The organism is Ruegeria sp. BE1, from assembly GCF_056538885.1.
In genome coordinates, this window is record NZ_JBQFTY010000002.1 from 97,688 (window position 1) to 111,008 (window position 13,321).

Genomic DNA, 13,321 nt, shown 5'->3' on the forward strand with positions numbered 1-13,321 from the left:
TATATCTTGCTCTTAGCGGCCATTTATGATGCGTCCTTGGGTGCCCGCCGCAGCGAAATGCGAAACACCGTGCGGCCCGGAACCGAATCCGCCGAAATCCAGCCGTCGTGGTCCGAGATGATCTTGCTCACCAGCGCCAGCCCCAGACCGGTGCCATTTTCCTTGCCCGATACGAAGGGGTCAAAGATGTCGCCGCGAATTTTCTCGGGTAGCCCCGGGCCATCATCGATGATCTCGATCTGAAGCGGCAGCGAGTGACCAGAGCCGTCGCTGCGCCGCAGGCGGAAAGAATGTTCGAAATAGGTCCGCAGCCGGATCGTGCCGGTATTGGGATCAGCCGCTTCCGAGGCGTTCTTCAGCAGGTTCAGGATCACTTGCAGGAACTGGTCAGGGTCTCCGAAAGCCAGCGGCAGCGAGGGGTCGTAATCCTCGATGATCGTCATATGTGCGCCGAACCCCAGCAGCGCCGACCGCCGTGCGCGGTCCAGAACGTCGTGGATATTGACCGGTTTGAAGTCGGGCTCGGACAGGTTTCCGAACTGCTCAACCTGCTCCAGCAGCTTTACGATACGGCGGCTTTCAGCCACAATAAGATCCGTCAGTTCAAGGTCTTGCTGCGGGATATTCATGCTCAGCAGCTGGGCCGCACCGGTGATCCCGGCCAAGGGGTTTTTGATCTCATGGGCCAGCATCTCGGCCATGCCGATGGCCGATTGCGCCGCCGATTTAACCGTATTGCCCCGCGTCATGCGCCCGGCCAGTTCTCGGGGTGAGATGATCATGATCATCGACCCCGGATGCCCGACCAAGGGCGCGATCTGCAATGCGCATTGCAGCGGCGCGCGATTGCCCGACCCTGCGTCGACGTCGTTGACAAACAAGGGCGTGCCCTGACTGCGCGCGCGCTCAAACGCTTCTTCCAACGGGGCGTCGACGGCAATTTGATCCCAGACCGGATGCCCGATTACCGCCTTACGTGAGGCGTTCAGAAAGCCCTCACCGGCGGAATTGACGTCTGAAATGCGATCTTCGGGGTCAATGATGAAGGCCGGAACCGGCAGCGAGTTCCAGATGCTTTGATCCGAGTTCATGCGGCCACCTCTGCATCTGCGCTCAGCGCGTCGCCCAACAGGCGCAGAACCTCATCGCTGTCGCGCGCGGTAAGTACAGCGCGCCGCAGCGTTGCAGGCGTTCCAGCTTCGTCCATGTACCAGCCCAGATGCTTGCGGGCTACGCGCAGGCCCAGATCAGCCCCATAAAACGCCAACATCGCCTGATAATGCGCGCGGACCATGTCGATCAGGTCCTCTCCGGTGGGAATATCGGGGGCCCGCGTTCCGTAAAGCGCGTGACAGATCTGAGCCAAAACCCACGGCTTTCCTTGTGCACCGCGTCCAACCATGACGCCATCCGCACCGGATTGATCCAGAGCTTGCCGCGCTGTTGGGATGTCCACAATATCGCCATTGGCGATAACCGGGATCGACACCGCCTCTTTCACCGCCCGGATCGCGTTCCAGTCGGCGTGACCCTTGTAGAACTGGCACCGCGTGCGCCCGTGGATCGTCACCATACAAATCCCCGCATCTTGCGCACGCCGCGCCACGTCGGGCGCGTTCAGCAGGGTGTCATCCCATCCCAACCGCGTCTTCAGGGTCACCGGCACATCAACGGCGGCGACCACGGCCTCGATCAGCGTAAGCGCATGATCCGGTGTCTTCAACAGGGCCGAGCCGGAATAGCCGTTGGTCACTTTTTTAGCCGGGCAGCCCATGTTGATGTCGATCACCCGCGCGCCCCGATCTGCCACCTGTCGCGCGGCCTCGGCCATCCAATGCGCCTCGCGCCCGGCCAGTTGGACGGCAGTGTTTTCCACATCCGCCGACAGCTCGGCCCGTTCGCGGACGCCGGGTTTGGCCTGTACCATCTCCTGGCTGGCCACCATCTCGCTGACGACCATGCCCGCGCCGAACCGCATTACGAGATCGCGAAAAGGCCGATCCGTGATACCAGCCATCGGGGCCAGCAGAACCGGCGGGTTCAGGTCTTTGTCGGCAAGGTGAAGAGTCAACGTGCTTAATCCTTGGGCAGTTGCGACTTTGATATCGAATTGGGCGCATATGAACAACAAAACGGCGCCCTTCAAGCCCGCAAAATCATCACATGCTTAATTTTTAGGCAGATTACCTTGGGCGATTGCCTCTGCATTCACCGCCCCCTAAACATTGCCCTGACACGACCGGAGAGTACGCTCATGGCCTCAGCCGCCCAAATGAACGCCGCCCGCCTGATTGGCACAGTCTGCGGGGTGGGAAACCTGCGCCCCGCGCCGGGCACATGGGGGTCGCTGGCGGCCCTTCCCCTTGTGTGGGTCTTGCATACGATCGGAGGGTTTCCCCTGCTGGCGCTGGCCACGGTCGCGGTGTTCTTTGGCGGGCTGTGGGCAACCCGTGTCATGACCGAAGGGCAGGACGACCACGATCCCTCTGAAATCGTCATTGATGAAGTTGCGGGGCAGTTCATTGCGCTCTGGGCGATTTCCTACCCGTCCTGGGCGCATGGGATCGACATTACCGCGCTTTGGCCCGGCTGGGTGGCCGGGTTCCTGCTGTTTCGGCTGTTCGACATCACCAAACCCGGTCCGGTTGGCTGGGCAGACCGGCGCAATGATGCGATGGGGGTTATGCTGGATGACGTCATCGCGGGCATTCTGGCCGGGATCGGAGTGCTGATTCTGGCAGGGATCGCGCATGGGGTACTGGGCCTGTGACCGTCGCCGAGCTACTCGATCGCGCCAAGGCGCAGGATGTGATGATCGCCACCGCCGAAAGCTGTACGGGCGGCATGGTGGCCGCCGCGCTGACTGATGTTCCCGGCAGCTCAGCCGTGGTCGAGCGTGGTTTTGTCACCTACACCAATCTGGCCAAACAGCAGATGCTTGGCGTTCTGCCCGAGACGCTAGAGGCGCATGGCGCGGTCTCGGAACAGGTCGCAGGTGAAATGGCCCAAGGGGCCCTGACCCGTTCAAACGCACAGCTTGCGGTTTCGGTCACTGGTATCGCGGGGCCCGGCGGGTCTGAATTCAAACCCGAAGGGCGGGTTTGTTTCGGACTGGCCGCAGCGGGCGGCGCGGTTCAGACCGAAACAATCGAATTCGGAGCATTGGGGCGAGACAAAGTGCGCCTTGCCGCCCGCGACCATGCGCTGGCGCTGTTGATGCAGGGCCTGACCAGACCCTAGCGTTTGCGCACAAATCCCAGCACGAAAATCACCAGCAGCAGCCCAACATTTGCCGCCACAATCAACAACAGAAGTTTGGGGCCGTATTGATGTATCCAATTGGGTAGAACCGGGCTGTCGCCACGCCGGAACGACAGCAATGTCATCGCAAATGAGGAAATGGCCAGCGTATCGAGACCTGCGATGAAATACAGCAGCTTAGACTGAATTTCGAGCTGCAGTTTCGACTTCTCATCGCTGATGAAGCCAACATAGTCACGAAAATCACAGGCTGCTTGGTAAAGACTGTCGAAGTTATCCTCGACATGCCAGCGTTCGTTGGTTGAATCGTAGCAGCGCGCCAGCCACGGCTTGAGATTGGCCCGGTAGTCAGCCCGCCTTTGACGCGCGACTTGCAGAAAGAAAATCAACTCGTTCAACGCAGTATTCAACGCACCAATCTGCTTGCCCTGATAGGTTTCAGCCCGACCATCGGCTGTATTGACGATCTTGTTCCGAATGCGACGCGCTTTCAACCAATCCAGTTGCAGGCGGAACATCAGCGCGACGAAATAGAACTCTTCCATGAAATCCTTGCGGATAATGGCCGAGTAACTCCACCCGCCATAGATCGTCCATTCGCCGGTATCGGCCGAGGACATGACGCAATCGGACAGCACCAGTCCTTCGGCCTCGAACAAACTCGACAAGCGGGCGTGAAATGCCGCTGAGTCTTCCCCCCCCAGTACAACGTGAATGGGCGTGTCCAGATCGGCCTCGACCACCGACCCCACACGGGGCTTTAGCAGATCAATCAGGGCGTCGACAGTGGCGCGGGCCTTGGGCAGCACCTGCTGCAAATATGAGGGGCGCGGGTTCTGGGGGACGTCCGCCAGATCAGCAAAACTGGCCCCGTAGACCAGACACATATCCCCCGACACCATCAGCAACAGCTTGTAATACCACGTGCTGCACCCGGTTTCAGGCTGCGACACCAGGTCGGTCAAGTCCCATTCCAGGCAGGCATTTCGCCGCAAATCCGTCAGGCTTTTTGAGAACGCAGCCCCCGAAAACGCATGCAGCGCATCGGTATGGTTCGCATCCAGCCGCGTTTCGGAAATCTCATGCGCGGAAAGTCCGCGCAGCACCGGCCGAAGGGGCAAAATCTCACGAACGGCCGAGGACAGCTGGATGCGCGTTTCGGTCTCCAGATGAACCGGATGGATAAGGTGGTGGGTAAACATGTTATCTCAGGAGGTTCGCAAATAGGTTCCGTGCGCAGAATTCAGATAATCCTGTGGCACACCGTGTTCGAGGTAGTCCAGCGTAAGCTCTGCGCCTGCCGGGATATCCTGCCGCGCAACGATGGCCCAGTCAGATCGAAGTATTGAAAGATTAGGGGTAAAAGAATGGTTAATCAGCGCATATTGCGTCGCAAAGGGACGACACAGCACCAGACTGCCACCGATGCCGTTCCATTCCAGCCTGCGCACATCTGGATTGCGGTCGTAATCAACCACCTGCCCGTCCAGATGGCCCAGAACAGTTCCCGCAACGATGTCCGACGTTGCAAACAAGCCGGTTCCGTGAATGGCGCTTGGTCCTTCAGTGACCCCGCCCAGATTCTGGATACGCGGTCCTGACAATTCCACTCCCATTCCGGCTCCTCCTTTGGCCCTGCTTCAGCCTAAAACCCGCATTCTGCGAAAACAAGCAATGACTTGCAGTGTGGGACTGGCAAAAATGGCACCGCAGGAGGGTGATCGCCGAACAGAGCAAAGCGCCCGGTCGGCATCTGGTTTCGAAGACAAATGCTTAACACTTTTCTTTTCGCCCATCTTTTAAGCAAATCCTGAACTTTGCCGCTCATTTAATCGCCAATTCACAAAAAGCCCTTAAAACAGGCGCTGACTTGGGCTGTTGCCTCTTTTTTCCCCGCCTCTGATCCGCTTGTAACCCCGCCACGCAAGTTAAAGAGGAGACCGGCCGATGAATGGAGCCGATACAGCCTGGATCATAGTGGCAACCGCCCTGGTCCTGTTCATGACATTGCCGGGCCTCGCCCTGTTCTATGGTGGCCTCGTGCGCGCCCGCAACGTGCTGAGCGTCTTCATGCACTGCTTTTCGATCGCCTGTCTGATGAGCATCCTGTGGCTGGTCGCTGGCTATTCCATCGCCTTTGGCGACGGCGGATCGGGACTGTGGGGCGGCTTGGGCAAAGCCTTTCTGAACGGGGTCGACGCAGACAGCCTGTCTGGCACCCTGCCCGAGGTTCTCTTTTTCGCCTTCCAGATGACCTTTGCCATCATCACCCCGGCGCTGATTGTGGGCGCTTACGTCGAGCGTGTGGGTTTTGGCTTTGTCCTCACCTTCTCGGGCCTGTGGATGCTGCTGTGCTATGCTCCGGTTGTGCATTGGATCTGGGGTGGCGGCATGCTGACCGATGGCGGCATTCTGGGCGAGATCGGCGTGCGCGACTTCGCAGGTGGCATTGTGGTCCACGAAACCGCAGGTCTGGCTGCGCTGATCATCGCCGTGGTGCTGGGACCGCGCCGCAACCGCACCACCCCGCCGCACAATCCCGGCTATGTCATGATCGGCGCTGCGATGCTGTGGGTTGGCTGGTTCGGCTTTAACGGCGGATCGCAACTGGCCGCTGATGGCGGTGCCGCGATGGCGATGACCGTCACGCATATCTCGGCCGCGACCGCGTCGCTGACATGGGCGCTGTGGGAGCGGATCAAATACGGCAAAGCCTCGATGGTGGGTCTGGTCACCGGTACCATTGCCGGTCTGGCTTCGATCACCCCGGCCTCGGGCTATGTCGATCCGGTTCAGGCGCTGATTGTCGGGGCCGTCGCAGGTGTGCTGTGCCAAGAGGCCGTCAACGTGGTCCGCAACATGCTGAACATCGACGACACGCTCGACGTTTTCGCCGTACACGGCGTGGGTGGCATCTTTGGCACCATTATGATCGCCGTCTTCGGCCTTGGGGCCTGGACCGCGCAGCTGGGCGGTCTGGTGATCGTGGGTGTCTTTACGGCAGTTGTCACATTTGTGTTGATCAAACTGGTTGCGCTCATCACCCCGCTTCGCGTAGATGCCGAGACCGAAACAAATGGCCTTGATCTGTCGGTACACGGCGAACGGGCCTATGACATGAGCAGCTAAGCCCACCTTGGCATGCTCGGCCCGCAAGGGCACAAAGCGGACCTTTGCGGGTCCGCTTTTCTTTTGCGCGCAACCCTCTCGACTCTGGTCGCCCCGACGGGCTATCAGCCCGCAACGTCATTTCAGTCCAGAGGTCCCGTCATGATCCCCAGCTCATTCCCCGATAGCACCGAAATCGCCCGCCTGACCGCGCGCATGCTGCTGGAGATCAAGGCCGTCCACTTTAACGCGCGCGAACCGTTCACGCTGGCCTCAGGTCTGCCCAGCCCGACCTATATCGACTGCCGCAAGCTGATCTCATACCCGCGCATCCGTTCGACCCTGATGGACTTTCTGACCGTCACCGTGATGCGCAACGCCGGGTTTGAGGCGTTCGACAACATTGCAGGCGGTGAGACCGCAGGCATCCCCTTTGCAGCGATGGTGGCGGAACGTATGGCCCTGCCGATGACCTATGTACGCAAGAAACCGAAAGGGTACGGCCGCAACGCCCGCATCGAAGGCGCGATGAGCGAGGGCGAGCGCGTTCTGCTGGTCGAAGACCTAACCACGGACGGCGGATCGAAACTGTCCTTCGTGGATGCGATCCGCGATACCGGCGCGACCTGCGGCCATACGGCGGTGATTTTCTACTACGGCATCTTCCCCGAGACTGAGAAAACGCTGGGCGACCACGGCGTGCAACTGCACCACGTGTGCACCTGGTGGGATGTTCTGGCCGAGGCCAAGGCCCAGAAAGCCTTTGATCAAGAGACACTTGAAGGTGTCGAAGCCTTCCTGAACGACCCCCGCGGCTGGCAGGAAGCCAATAAACCCACGTAAACCTCTTGTGGACAATTTGGGGATAAGCCCAGAAGAATCGGCGCACCAAGCACGATATCTGGTGACTTTCCCCACTTTTCCTACATAATAAGCTACACCCATTCAGATATCCAACCTGTCTGGAAAGTTATCCCAAGGTCTTACCCCAAGTTAGCCACAGGGATTTCCAGATGGATTGGATCGGTCATTCGCGTGTAGAACCTCAGCAGGGCAGCGGGGACAAAATGAACGAGATAAGCAGTATCGAGCAGGCAGCGGCGCAGATTCAAAACGCCGAAACCATGCCGCATTCCATCGAGGCCGAACAGCAGCTTCTGGGTGCGATCCTGACCAATAACGACCTGTATGACCGGGTGGCCTCGATCATCGGGTCCGAGCATTTCTATGACCCGGTTCACGCCCGGATTTACGAGGTCGCGGCCAATCGCATCGCCAAGAACGCGCTGGCCTCGCCCGTGACGCTGAAATCTTTCATGGCCGAGGATGAGGGCCTGAAGGAACTGGGCGGCCCCGCCTATCTTGTCAAACTGGCCGGGGCATCGATCAGTGCCTTCGCGGTGCATGATTATGCCCAGATGATCTATGACCTTGCCATCCGGCGCGAGCTGATCCGGCTGGGTCGCGACATCTCGGACAAGGCGGCACGGGTCGATGTTTCCAGCGAGCCCAAGGAACAGATCGTCGAGGCCGAGCAACAGCTTTATCAGTTATCCGAGCAGGGCCAGACCGAACAGGGATTTCAATCCTTCCTCAAGGCGGTCACAGAAGCCGTCAACGTCACCAACGAAGCGTATCAGCGCGGTGGTGGCATGGCGGGGATTTCCACCGGTCTGGCCGACTTGGACAAACAGCTTGGGGGGTTGCACCCGTCCGACCTGATCATTCTGGCGGGTCGTCCGTCGATGGGGAAAACCTCGCTTGCGACCAACGTGGCGTTTAACGTGGCCAAAGCCTACAAGCGCGGGACCAAACCCGACGGGTCCGAGGGCGCGATTGATGGCGGCGTGGTCGGGTTCTTTTCGCTCGAGATGAGCGCCGAGCAGTTGGCGGGCCGGGTTCTCGCCGAAGCCTCGGAAATCTCAAGCCACAAAATCCGTCAGGGTGACATGACCGAGGGTGAGTTCCGCCGTTTCGTGGATGCCGCCAAAGAGTTGGAAGCCTGCCCGCTGTTTATCGACGACACCCCTGCCCTGCCGATCTCCCAACTTGCCGCCCGCGCGCGGCGGTTGAAACGGACCCATGGGCTGGACCTGCTTGTGATCGACTATTTGCAGCTGTGCCGGGGTATGGCCGACAACCGCGTCAACGAGATCGCCGAGATTTCGATGGGCATGAAAGCCATCGCCAAGGAATTGAACATCCCGGTCATCGCGCTGTCGCAGCTGAGCCGTCAGGTCGAAAGCCGCGACGACAAACGCCCACAGCTGTCTGACCTGCGGGAATCGGGCTCGATCGAACAGGACGCCGACGTGGTGATGTTCGTGTTCCGTGAAGAATACTACAAAGAACGCGAAAAGCCCGGCGATCATGAGTTGGAGAAGATGGAAGACTGGAAGCAGGCCATGGAACGCCTGCATGGCAAGGCCGAAGTCATCGTCGGCAAACAGCGTCACGGCCCCATCGGCACGGTCGAGCTGTCCTTTGAGGCGCAGTTCACCCGGTTCGGCAATCTGGTCAAGCCCTGGCAACAGGGCGGCGAGATCGAGGGTTACTGACCCTTACCACAGCGCCGGTTTGTTGAATGCGCTGGCGCAGCGTGACGGGCCCGCGATGGGCAGTTCAGCGCCGCTCAGGGATTGCCCCAGCCACCCAAACGGCATGCTCAGCGGCATTGGCGGCTTGGCCTGTGATTCGGGAACATGTTCGAACCCCGTCTTGCCGTAATAGGCCGGGTCGCCATAGGTCATGACAAAATCCACCCCCAGCAGGCGCAAGTCTTGCAACCCGAAACCGATCAGTTTCTGCCCGATCCCTGATTTCTGCCTGCCCGTCTGCACCGCAACCGGGGACATCAGAAACACCTGACGTGGATCATCCTCATAGTTCAGCCGGGTAAACAGTGTGCACCCAATCAGGTCGGCCCCGTCCAGCGCCAGCGCACCCCGCAGATCGTCGCGCGGCGTGGCGTTGAGAATATCCGCCACCAGTGCCCCTATCGTACGCCCCTCCTCCGCGCCTTCGGAATCGGCAAAAACCGTCTGGAAAAACCGGGGTATTTGATCGGTATGGGCTGCGTAATCTGCTGTCAGGTTCAACGCCTTCGACCTCGTTTTGGTTGCATCAATGACTTTGCTCTATGTCTCAAGTTGATCACAGTGCGAACACAAAGACGAGACATAGCTGAACCGCTCAAAGGCCTTTTTTCGCCAATGCCTTGGGATAGTGGCCATTCGTCGCGCAGTATCGTCACGATAAGGGTCGAAATCGCCGCATTCCCCCTTGACCTGCGGCGCTCCAATGTCATGAACAGCACCATGAGTACCGCACGATTGACGATCAATCTTCAGGCGCTGGCCAGCAACTGGCGCGCGCTGGACGCAAAGACGGCTGTCGAGACCGGCGCCGTTGTCAAAGCCGACGCCTACGGTCTGGGCGCCGGACCCGTTTCCGCAACGCTGGCCGAGGAAGGCGTGCGCAAGTTTTTCGTAGCCGTCGCCGAAGAAGGCGTTGCCGTGCGCAAGGCCGTTGGCCCCGGTCCGATGATCGCCGTGTTCTCAGGCCATATGGAAGGCGACACCGATCTGCTGCGCGATCACGACCTGACGCCACTGATCAACGCGCCCGAGCAATTCCTGCGCCATCAGCAGGCTCTGCCCGATCGGCCCTTTGGGATTCAACTCGACAGCGGTATGAACCGCCTGGGGCTGGAGCCCGCCGACTGGGCCGAACTGCGCCCCAAGGCCGAGGCACTGAACCCGGTTGTGGTCATGTCCCATCTGGCCTGCGCGGATGAGCCCGATCATCCGATGAACGCGCAGCAGCTGAACACCTTCCGCGCGATGACCGAAGGTGTCACCGCACCAAGGTCGCTGGCGGCCACCGGAGGCACCTTGCTGAGCCCCGAGTTCCACTTTGATTTCTGCCGCCCCGGCGTGGGGCTTTATGGTGGCATGCCCTTTGCGGACGCAAAACCTGTTGTCACCGCCGACCTGCCCGTCATTCAGGTCCGCTCGGTCGAGGTGGGTGAGACCGTGGGCTATGGCAATAGCTGGGTGGCAAAACGCCCATCGCGGATCGCAACCGTGGCCGCAGGCTATGCGGACGGTCTGCACCGCGCCATCGGCGGCGGCATCGATACCTTCGCGGCAGGCAAACCCTGCCCCGTGGTTGGCCGGATCTCGATGGACCTGATCACCGTCGATGTCACCGACCTGCCCGAAGACCCCGAGCGTCTGCGTATTCTGAACGGCCACCAGACCGTCGATGATCTGGCCGAGGCGGCGGGAACCATCGGTTATGAAATCCTCACCTCGCTTGGTGCGCGCTATTCCCGGGGCTACGTGGAATGAACCCTCTTGATATGCTGGGTGGTCTGGGCCGTGCGGTCCTGACCCTGTTTGCGACATTCGGCAAAGTGGCGCTGTTCACGGTGGATGCGATTTCTCACATCTTCCGCCCGCCGTTTTATCCGCGTGAATTCGCCATGGCGCTGCTGAATATCGGCTGGCTGTCCCTGCCGGTGGTTGGCCTGACGGCGATCTTCACCGGCGGCGCGCTGGCGTTGCAAATCTACGCCGGCGGCGCGCGCTTTAATGCCGAGGCCGTGGTGCCGCAGATCGTCGCCATCGGCATGGTGCGCGAGCTGGGCCCCGTTCTGGGCGGGCTGATGATCGCGGCGCGCGTGACGTCGTCCATTGCCGCCGAGATCGCCACCATGAAAGTGACCGAGCAGATCGACGCGCTGGTCACCCTGTCCACCCATCCGATGAAATACCTCACCGCCCCGCGCGTTCTGGCCGCAGTCCTGACCGTGCCGGTTCTGGTGGCCGTAGGCGATGTGATCGGCATCGCGGGCGGCTATCTGGTGGCCACGCAAAGCCTGGGCTTCAACCCCGCCGTCTATCTGCAGAACACGGTGAATTTCCTGGAACTACACGACGTGCTGACCTCGCTCGCCAAGGGGGCCGCCTTTGGCCTGATCACCGCTGTCATGGGCTGCTATTACGGCATGAACTCGGGCCGTGGCGCACAGGGCGTGGGCCGGGCCACCAAATCCTCGGTCGAGGCCGCAGCGATCATGATCCTGGCCGCCAACTTCATTCTGACAGGGGTGTTCTTTTCGGTATGATACGGCTTGAAAACGTCCACAAAGCCTTTGGCGACAATCACGTGCTGCAAGGCATGAACCTTGAGATCCCCAAGGGCACGTCGATGGTCATCATCGGTGGCTCGGGCACCGGCAAATCGGTGGCGCTGAAATGTATCCTTGGCCTGATCAAACCCGACAGCGGCATGATCTATGTGGATGGCAAAGACGCCTCCACAGGCGACCGCGATGCGTTTCTGGCCCGGTTTGGCATGCTGTTTCAGGGCGCGGCGCTGTTTGACTCGCTGCCCGTCTGGCAGAACGTCTCGTTCCGCCTCCTGCGCGGCCCGCTGAAACGCCCCGCCGAATACGCCCGCGAGATCGCCATCGAGAAGCTGCGCCGCGTGGGCCTTAAATCGGACGTGGCCGACCGGTTCCCATCCGAACTGTCGGGCGGTATGCAAAAACGCGTGGGCCTCGCCCGCGCCATCGCCGCCGAGCCCGAGATCATCTTTTTTGACGAGCCCACAACCGGGTTGGACCCGATCATGTCCGGCGTCATCAACGACCTGATCCGCGAGATCGTGACCGAGATGGGCGCCACCGCCATGACCATCACCCACGACATGAGCTCGGTCCGCGCGATTGCCGACAATGTGGCGATGCTGCACGGAGGCGTCATCCAGTGGACCGGTCCGGTCAGCCAGATGGACGCCTCGGGTGATCCTTATGTGGAGCAGTTCATCAGCGGGAGTGCCGAGGGGCCGATTGAGGCGGTGCGTTAAGTACCTTCCTGCTGCCGTTCGCTTTTCAATTGATCATAAGCCCGTTTAGCGTAGTCATATCTCAGCAAGTAGTGCCCACTAGCAACTACAAAGTCCGGAGCCTGAATTCGGATTGCATCCAGTGTTTGCGTCAAATGCGTACCCGAAACTGGTATATATTCGGGATCTTCGCCAGAAAACTTGTTGTAAATCCGTCCTCCAAACCAATTGGCCCTTTGTCTAGCACGGTTCGTTTCGTACAACCGGAAATGCAGCACTCCAAAAAGCTGCTCCCGGTCGAAGGGCAATCTGTCAGCAGCCGAACTGCCGGCGGACAGAAGAGCGCCTAGTCCTCCTGTCGACGCATTAGAGACACCTTTGCTCAGTGCAGACGGACCGTATACGATTTTTATCACAGGATCAGGCACTGCAACTCCAAGAAGAATGACTATGCCCTAAAACACTTAAACATGGGCAATTGCGACCTCAATGAAAAACTTGCGACTGGATTTGTCGGCCCATAGATGTTGGCAACAAGAACCGGATTTACCAACGCAATGACCCTCCGCCTCGCCACCCTCTCCCTCCTGATCCTCTACCCCATCGCATGGTTCGCCCCCCTGATGCGCGCCGGTCTCCTACCGATCTTCGGCCTGTCAGAAATCAGCGTCATCACCGGCCTGCAATCATTGTGGAAATCCGACATCTTCCTTGCGCTGGTGGTCACCGTCTTTGCCCTCGTGGCACCTTTTGTCAAAACCATTGGCACCGCCCTGATCCAATGGAACCTGATGGACCCGCGCGTTCAACCCGCGCTCAACATCATGGGCAAGCTCGCCATGGCCGACATCTTCCTGATCGCGCTTTACATCACGCTGGCCAAGGGCATCTCATACGCCACCGTTGAGACCGCCTGGGGTCTGTACCTGTTTACCGCCTGCATTCTGGCCTCGCTTGCCCTCGGCTATATTACCGAGATGACATTCAAATCACGAAATCCTCAGAGCTAATTGATTGAAAACGTTTATCTGAGTATCATCTTAATATTTCGAGCAGCAAGTTTTGTAGTTTACGGATCCGCAGCGGATCATACTGTGTG

At 59.7% G+C, this 13,321-nt stretch carries 14 protein-coding genes; 9 read left to right on the forward strand and 5 right to left on the reverse strand.

Annotated features, from left to right (window positions below; genetic code table 11):
* Positions 1–23 precede the first annotated feature (23 nt).
* Together ACR0J5_RS06645 and dusB are read right to left on the reverse strand one after the other, a co-directional pair.
* A complete protein-coding gene (locus ACR0J5_RS06645) occupies positions 24–1,091 on the reverse strand; it encodes a two-component system sensor histidine kinase NtrB (protein ID WP_480651627.1) in 1,068 nt (355 codons plus the stop codon).
* Positions 1,088–2,071 carry a tRNA dihydrouridine synthase DusB gene (gene dusB / locus ACR0J5_RS06650; protein ID WP_480651629.1) on the reverse strand — a complete coding sequence of 328 codons (984 nt, stop codon included), beginning with the start codon at positions 2,069–2,071 and terminating at the stop codon, positions 1,088–1,090. Before dusB ends, ACR0J5_RS06645 begins: the two co-directional genes overlap by 4 nt.
* A 201-nt stretch (positions 2,072–2,272) precedes the next feature.
* Between dusB and ACR0J5_RS06655 the strand changes: the two genes are divergently transcribed.
* Positions 2,273–2,770, forward strand: a complete 498-nt coding sequence (locus ACR0J5_RS06655; protein WP_480652868.1) for a phosphatidylglycerophosphatase A family protein — start codon at positions 2,273–2,275, stop codon at positions 2,768–2,770.
* Positions 2,767–3,240: a CinA family protein gene (locus ACR0J5_RS06660; protein WP_480651631.1), complete on the forward strand. Its 474-nt coding sequence runs from the start codon at positions 2,767–2,769 to the stop codon at positions 3,238–3,240. The genes ACR0J5_RS06655 and ACR0J5_RS06660 overlap by 4 nt, the downstream gene beginning before the upstream one ends.
* Here ACR0J5_RS06660 and ACR0J5_RS06665 read toward each other — a convergent pair.
* Both ACR0J5_RS06665 and ACR0J5_RS06670 read right to left on the reverse strand, forming a co-directional pair.
* The gene (locus ACR0J5_RS06665; protein WP_480651633.1) at positions 3,237–4,463 is read right to left on the reverse strand and encodes a hypothetical protein; all 1,227 of its coding nucleotides are present in this window, start codon (positions 4,461–4,463) and stop codon (positions 3,237–3,239) included. The genes ACR0J5_RS06660 and ACR0J5_RS06665 overlap by 4 nt on opposite strands.
* Positions 4,464–4,469: 6 nt before the next feature.
* The gene (locus ACR0J5_RS06670) at positions 4,470–4,877 is read right to left on the reverse strand and encodes an SET domain-containing protein-lysine N-methyltransferase (RefSeq protein WP_480651635.1); all 408 of its coding nucleotides are present in this window, start codon (positions 4,875–4,877) and stop codon (positions 4,470–4,472) included.
* Between the two features lie 331 nt (positions 4,878–5,208).
* On the opposite strand from ACR0J5_RS06670, the gene ACR0J5_RS06675 reads away from it, so the two are divergent.
* The 3 genes from ACR0J5_RS06675 (at position 5,209) to ACR0J5_RS06685 (ending at position 8,927) form a co-directional block, all read left to right on the forward strand.
* A complete protein-coding gene (locus ACR0J5_RS06675; RefSeq protein ID WP_480651637.1) occupies positions 5,209–6,390 on the forward strand; it encodes an ammonium transporter in 1,182 nt (393 codons plus the stop codon).
* Positions 6,391–6,531: 141 nt separating this feature from the next.
* A complete protein-coding gene (locus ACR0J5_RS06680; RefSeq protein ID WP_480651639.1) occupies positions 6,532–7,212 on the forward strand; it encodes an orotate phosphoribosyltransferase in 681 nt (226 codons plus the stop codon).
* A gap of 224 nt (positions 7,213–7,436) precedes the next feature.
* Positions 7,437–8,927, forward strand: a complete 1,491-nt coding sequence (locus tag ACR0J5_RS06685) for a replicative DNA helicase (RefSeq protein ID WP_480651641.1) — start codon at positions 7,437–7,439, stop codon at positions 8,925–8,927.
* A 3-nt stretch (positions 8,928–8,930) separates the two neighbouring features.
* On the opposite strand, the gene ACR0J5_RS06690 is transcribed toward ACR0J5_RS06685, so the two are convergent.
* Positions 8,931–9,467 carry a GNAT family N-acetyltransferase gene (locus ACR0J5_RS06690; RefSeq protein ID WP_480651643.1) on the reverse strand — a complete coding sequence of 179 codons (537 nt, stop codon included), beginning with the start codon at positions 9,465–9,467 and terminating at the stop codon, positions 8,931–8,933.
* A gap of 219 nt (positions 9,468–9,686) precedes the next feature.
* Here ACR0J5_RS06690 and alr point away from each other — a divergent pair, with 219 nt between their 5' ends.
* From alr to ACR0J5_RS06710, 4 genes are all read left to right on the forward strand, one after another.
* A complete protein-coding gene (alr, locus tag ACR0J5_RS06695) occupies positions 9,687–10,721 on the forward strand; it encodes an alanine racemase (protein WP_480651645.1) in 1,035 nt (344 codons plus the stop codon).
* Entirely contained in the window at positions 10,718–11,500 is a 783-nt protein-coding gene (locus ACR0J5_RS06700; protein ID WP_480651646.1) for an MlaE family ABC transporter permease, read from the forward strand. Before alr ends, ACR0J5_RS06700 begins: the two co-directional genes overlap by 4 nt.
* Entirely contained in the window at positions 11,497–12,243 is a 747-nt protein-coding gene (locus ACR0J5_RS06705; protein ID WP_480651648.1) for an ABC transporter ATP-binding protein, read from the forward strand. The genes ACR0J5_RS06700 and ACR0J5_RS06705 overlap by 4 nt, the downstream gene beginning before the upstream one ends.
* A 536-nt stretch (positions 12,244–12,779) precedes the next feature.
* Positions 12,780–13,232, forward strand: a complete 453-nt coding sequence (locus ACR0J5_RS06710; RefSeq protein WP_480651650.1) for a paraquat-inducible protein A — start codon at positions 12,780–12,782, stop codon at positions 13,230–13,232.
* Positions 13,233–13,321: the final 89 nt, after the last annotated feature.

Coding starts and splice junctions, on each gene's coding strand:
- ACR0J5_RS06705 (WP_480651648.1), top strand. CDS start 11,497: ATGATACGGCTTGAAAACGTCCACAAAGCCTTTGGCGACAATCACGTG.
- ACR0J5_RS06655 (WP_480652868.1), top strand. CDS start 2,273: ATGAACGCCGCCCGCCTGATTGGCACAGTCTGCGGGGTGGGAAACCTG.
- ACR0J5_RS06675 (WP_480651637.1), top strand. CDS start 5,209: ATGAATGGAGCCGATACAGCCTGGATCATAGTGGCAACCGCCCTGGTC.
- ACR0J5_RS06680 (WP_480651639.1), top strand. CDS start 6,532: ATGATCCCCAGCTCATTCCCCGATAGCACCGAAATCGCCCGCCTGACC.
- ACR0J5_RS06685 (WP_480651641.1), top strand. CDS start 7,437: ATGAACGAGATAAGCAGTATCGAGCAGGCAGCGGCGCAGATTCAAAAC.
- ACR0J5_RS06670 (WP_480651635.1), bottom strand. CDS start 4,877: ATGGGAGTGGAATTGTCAGGACCGCGTATCCAGAATCTGGGCGGGGTC.
- ACR0J5_RS06665 (WP_480651633.1), bottom strand. CDS start 4,463: ATGTTTACCCACCACCTTATCCATCCGGTTCATCTGGAGACCGAAACG.
- alr (WP_480651645.1), top strand. CDS start 9,687: ATGAGTACCGCACGATTGACGATCAATCTTCAGGCGCTGGCCAGCAAC.
- ACR0J5_RS06700 (WP_480651646.1), top strand. CDS start 10,718: ATGAACCCTCTTGATATGCTGGGTGGTCTGGGCCGTGCGGTCCTGACC.
- ACR0J5_RS06710 (WP_480651650.1), top strand. CDS start 12,780: ATGACCCTCCGCCTCGCCACCCTCTCCCTCCTGATCCTCTACCCCATC.
- ACR0J5_RS06645 (WP_480651627.1), bottom strand. CDS start 1,091: ATGAACTCGGATCAAAGCATCTGGAACTCGCTGCCGGTTCCGGCCTTC.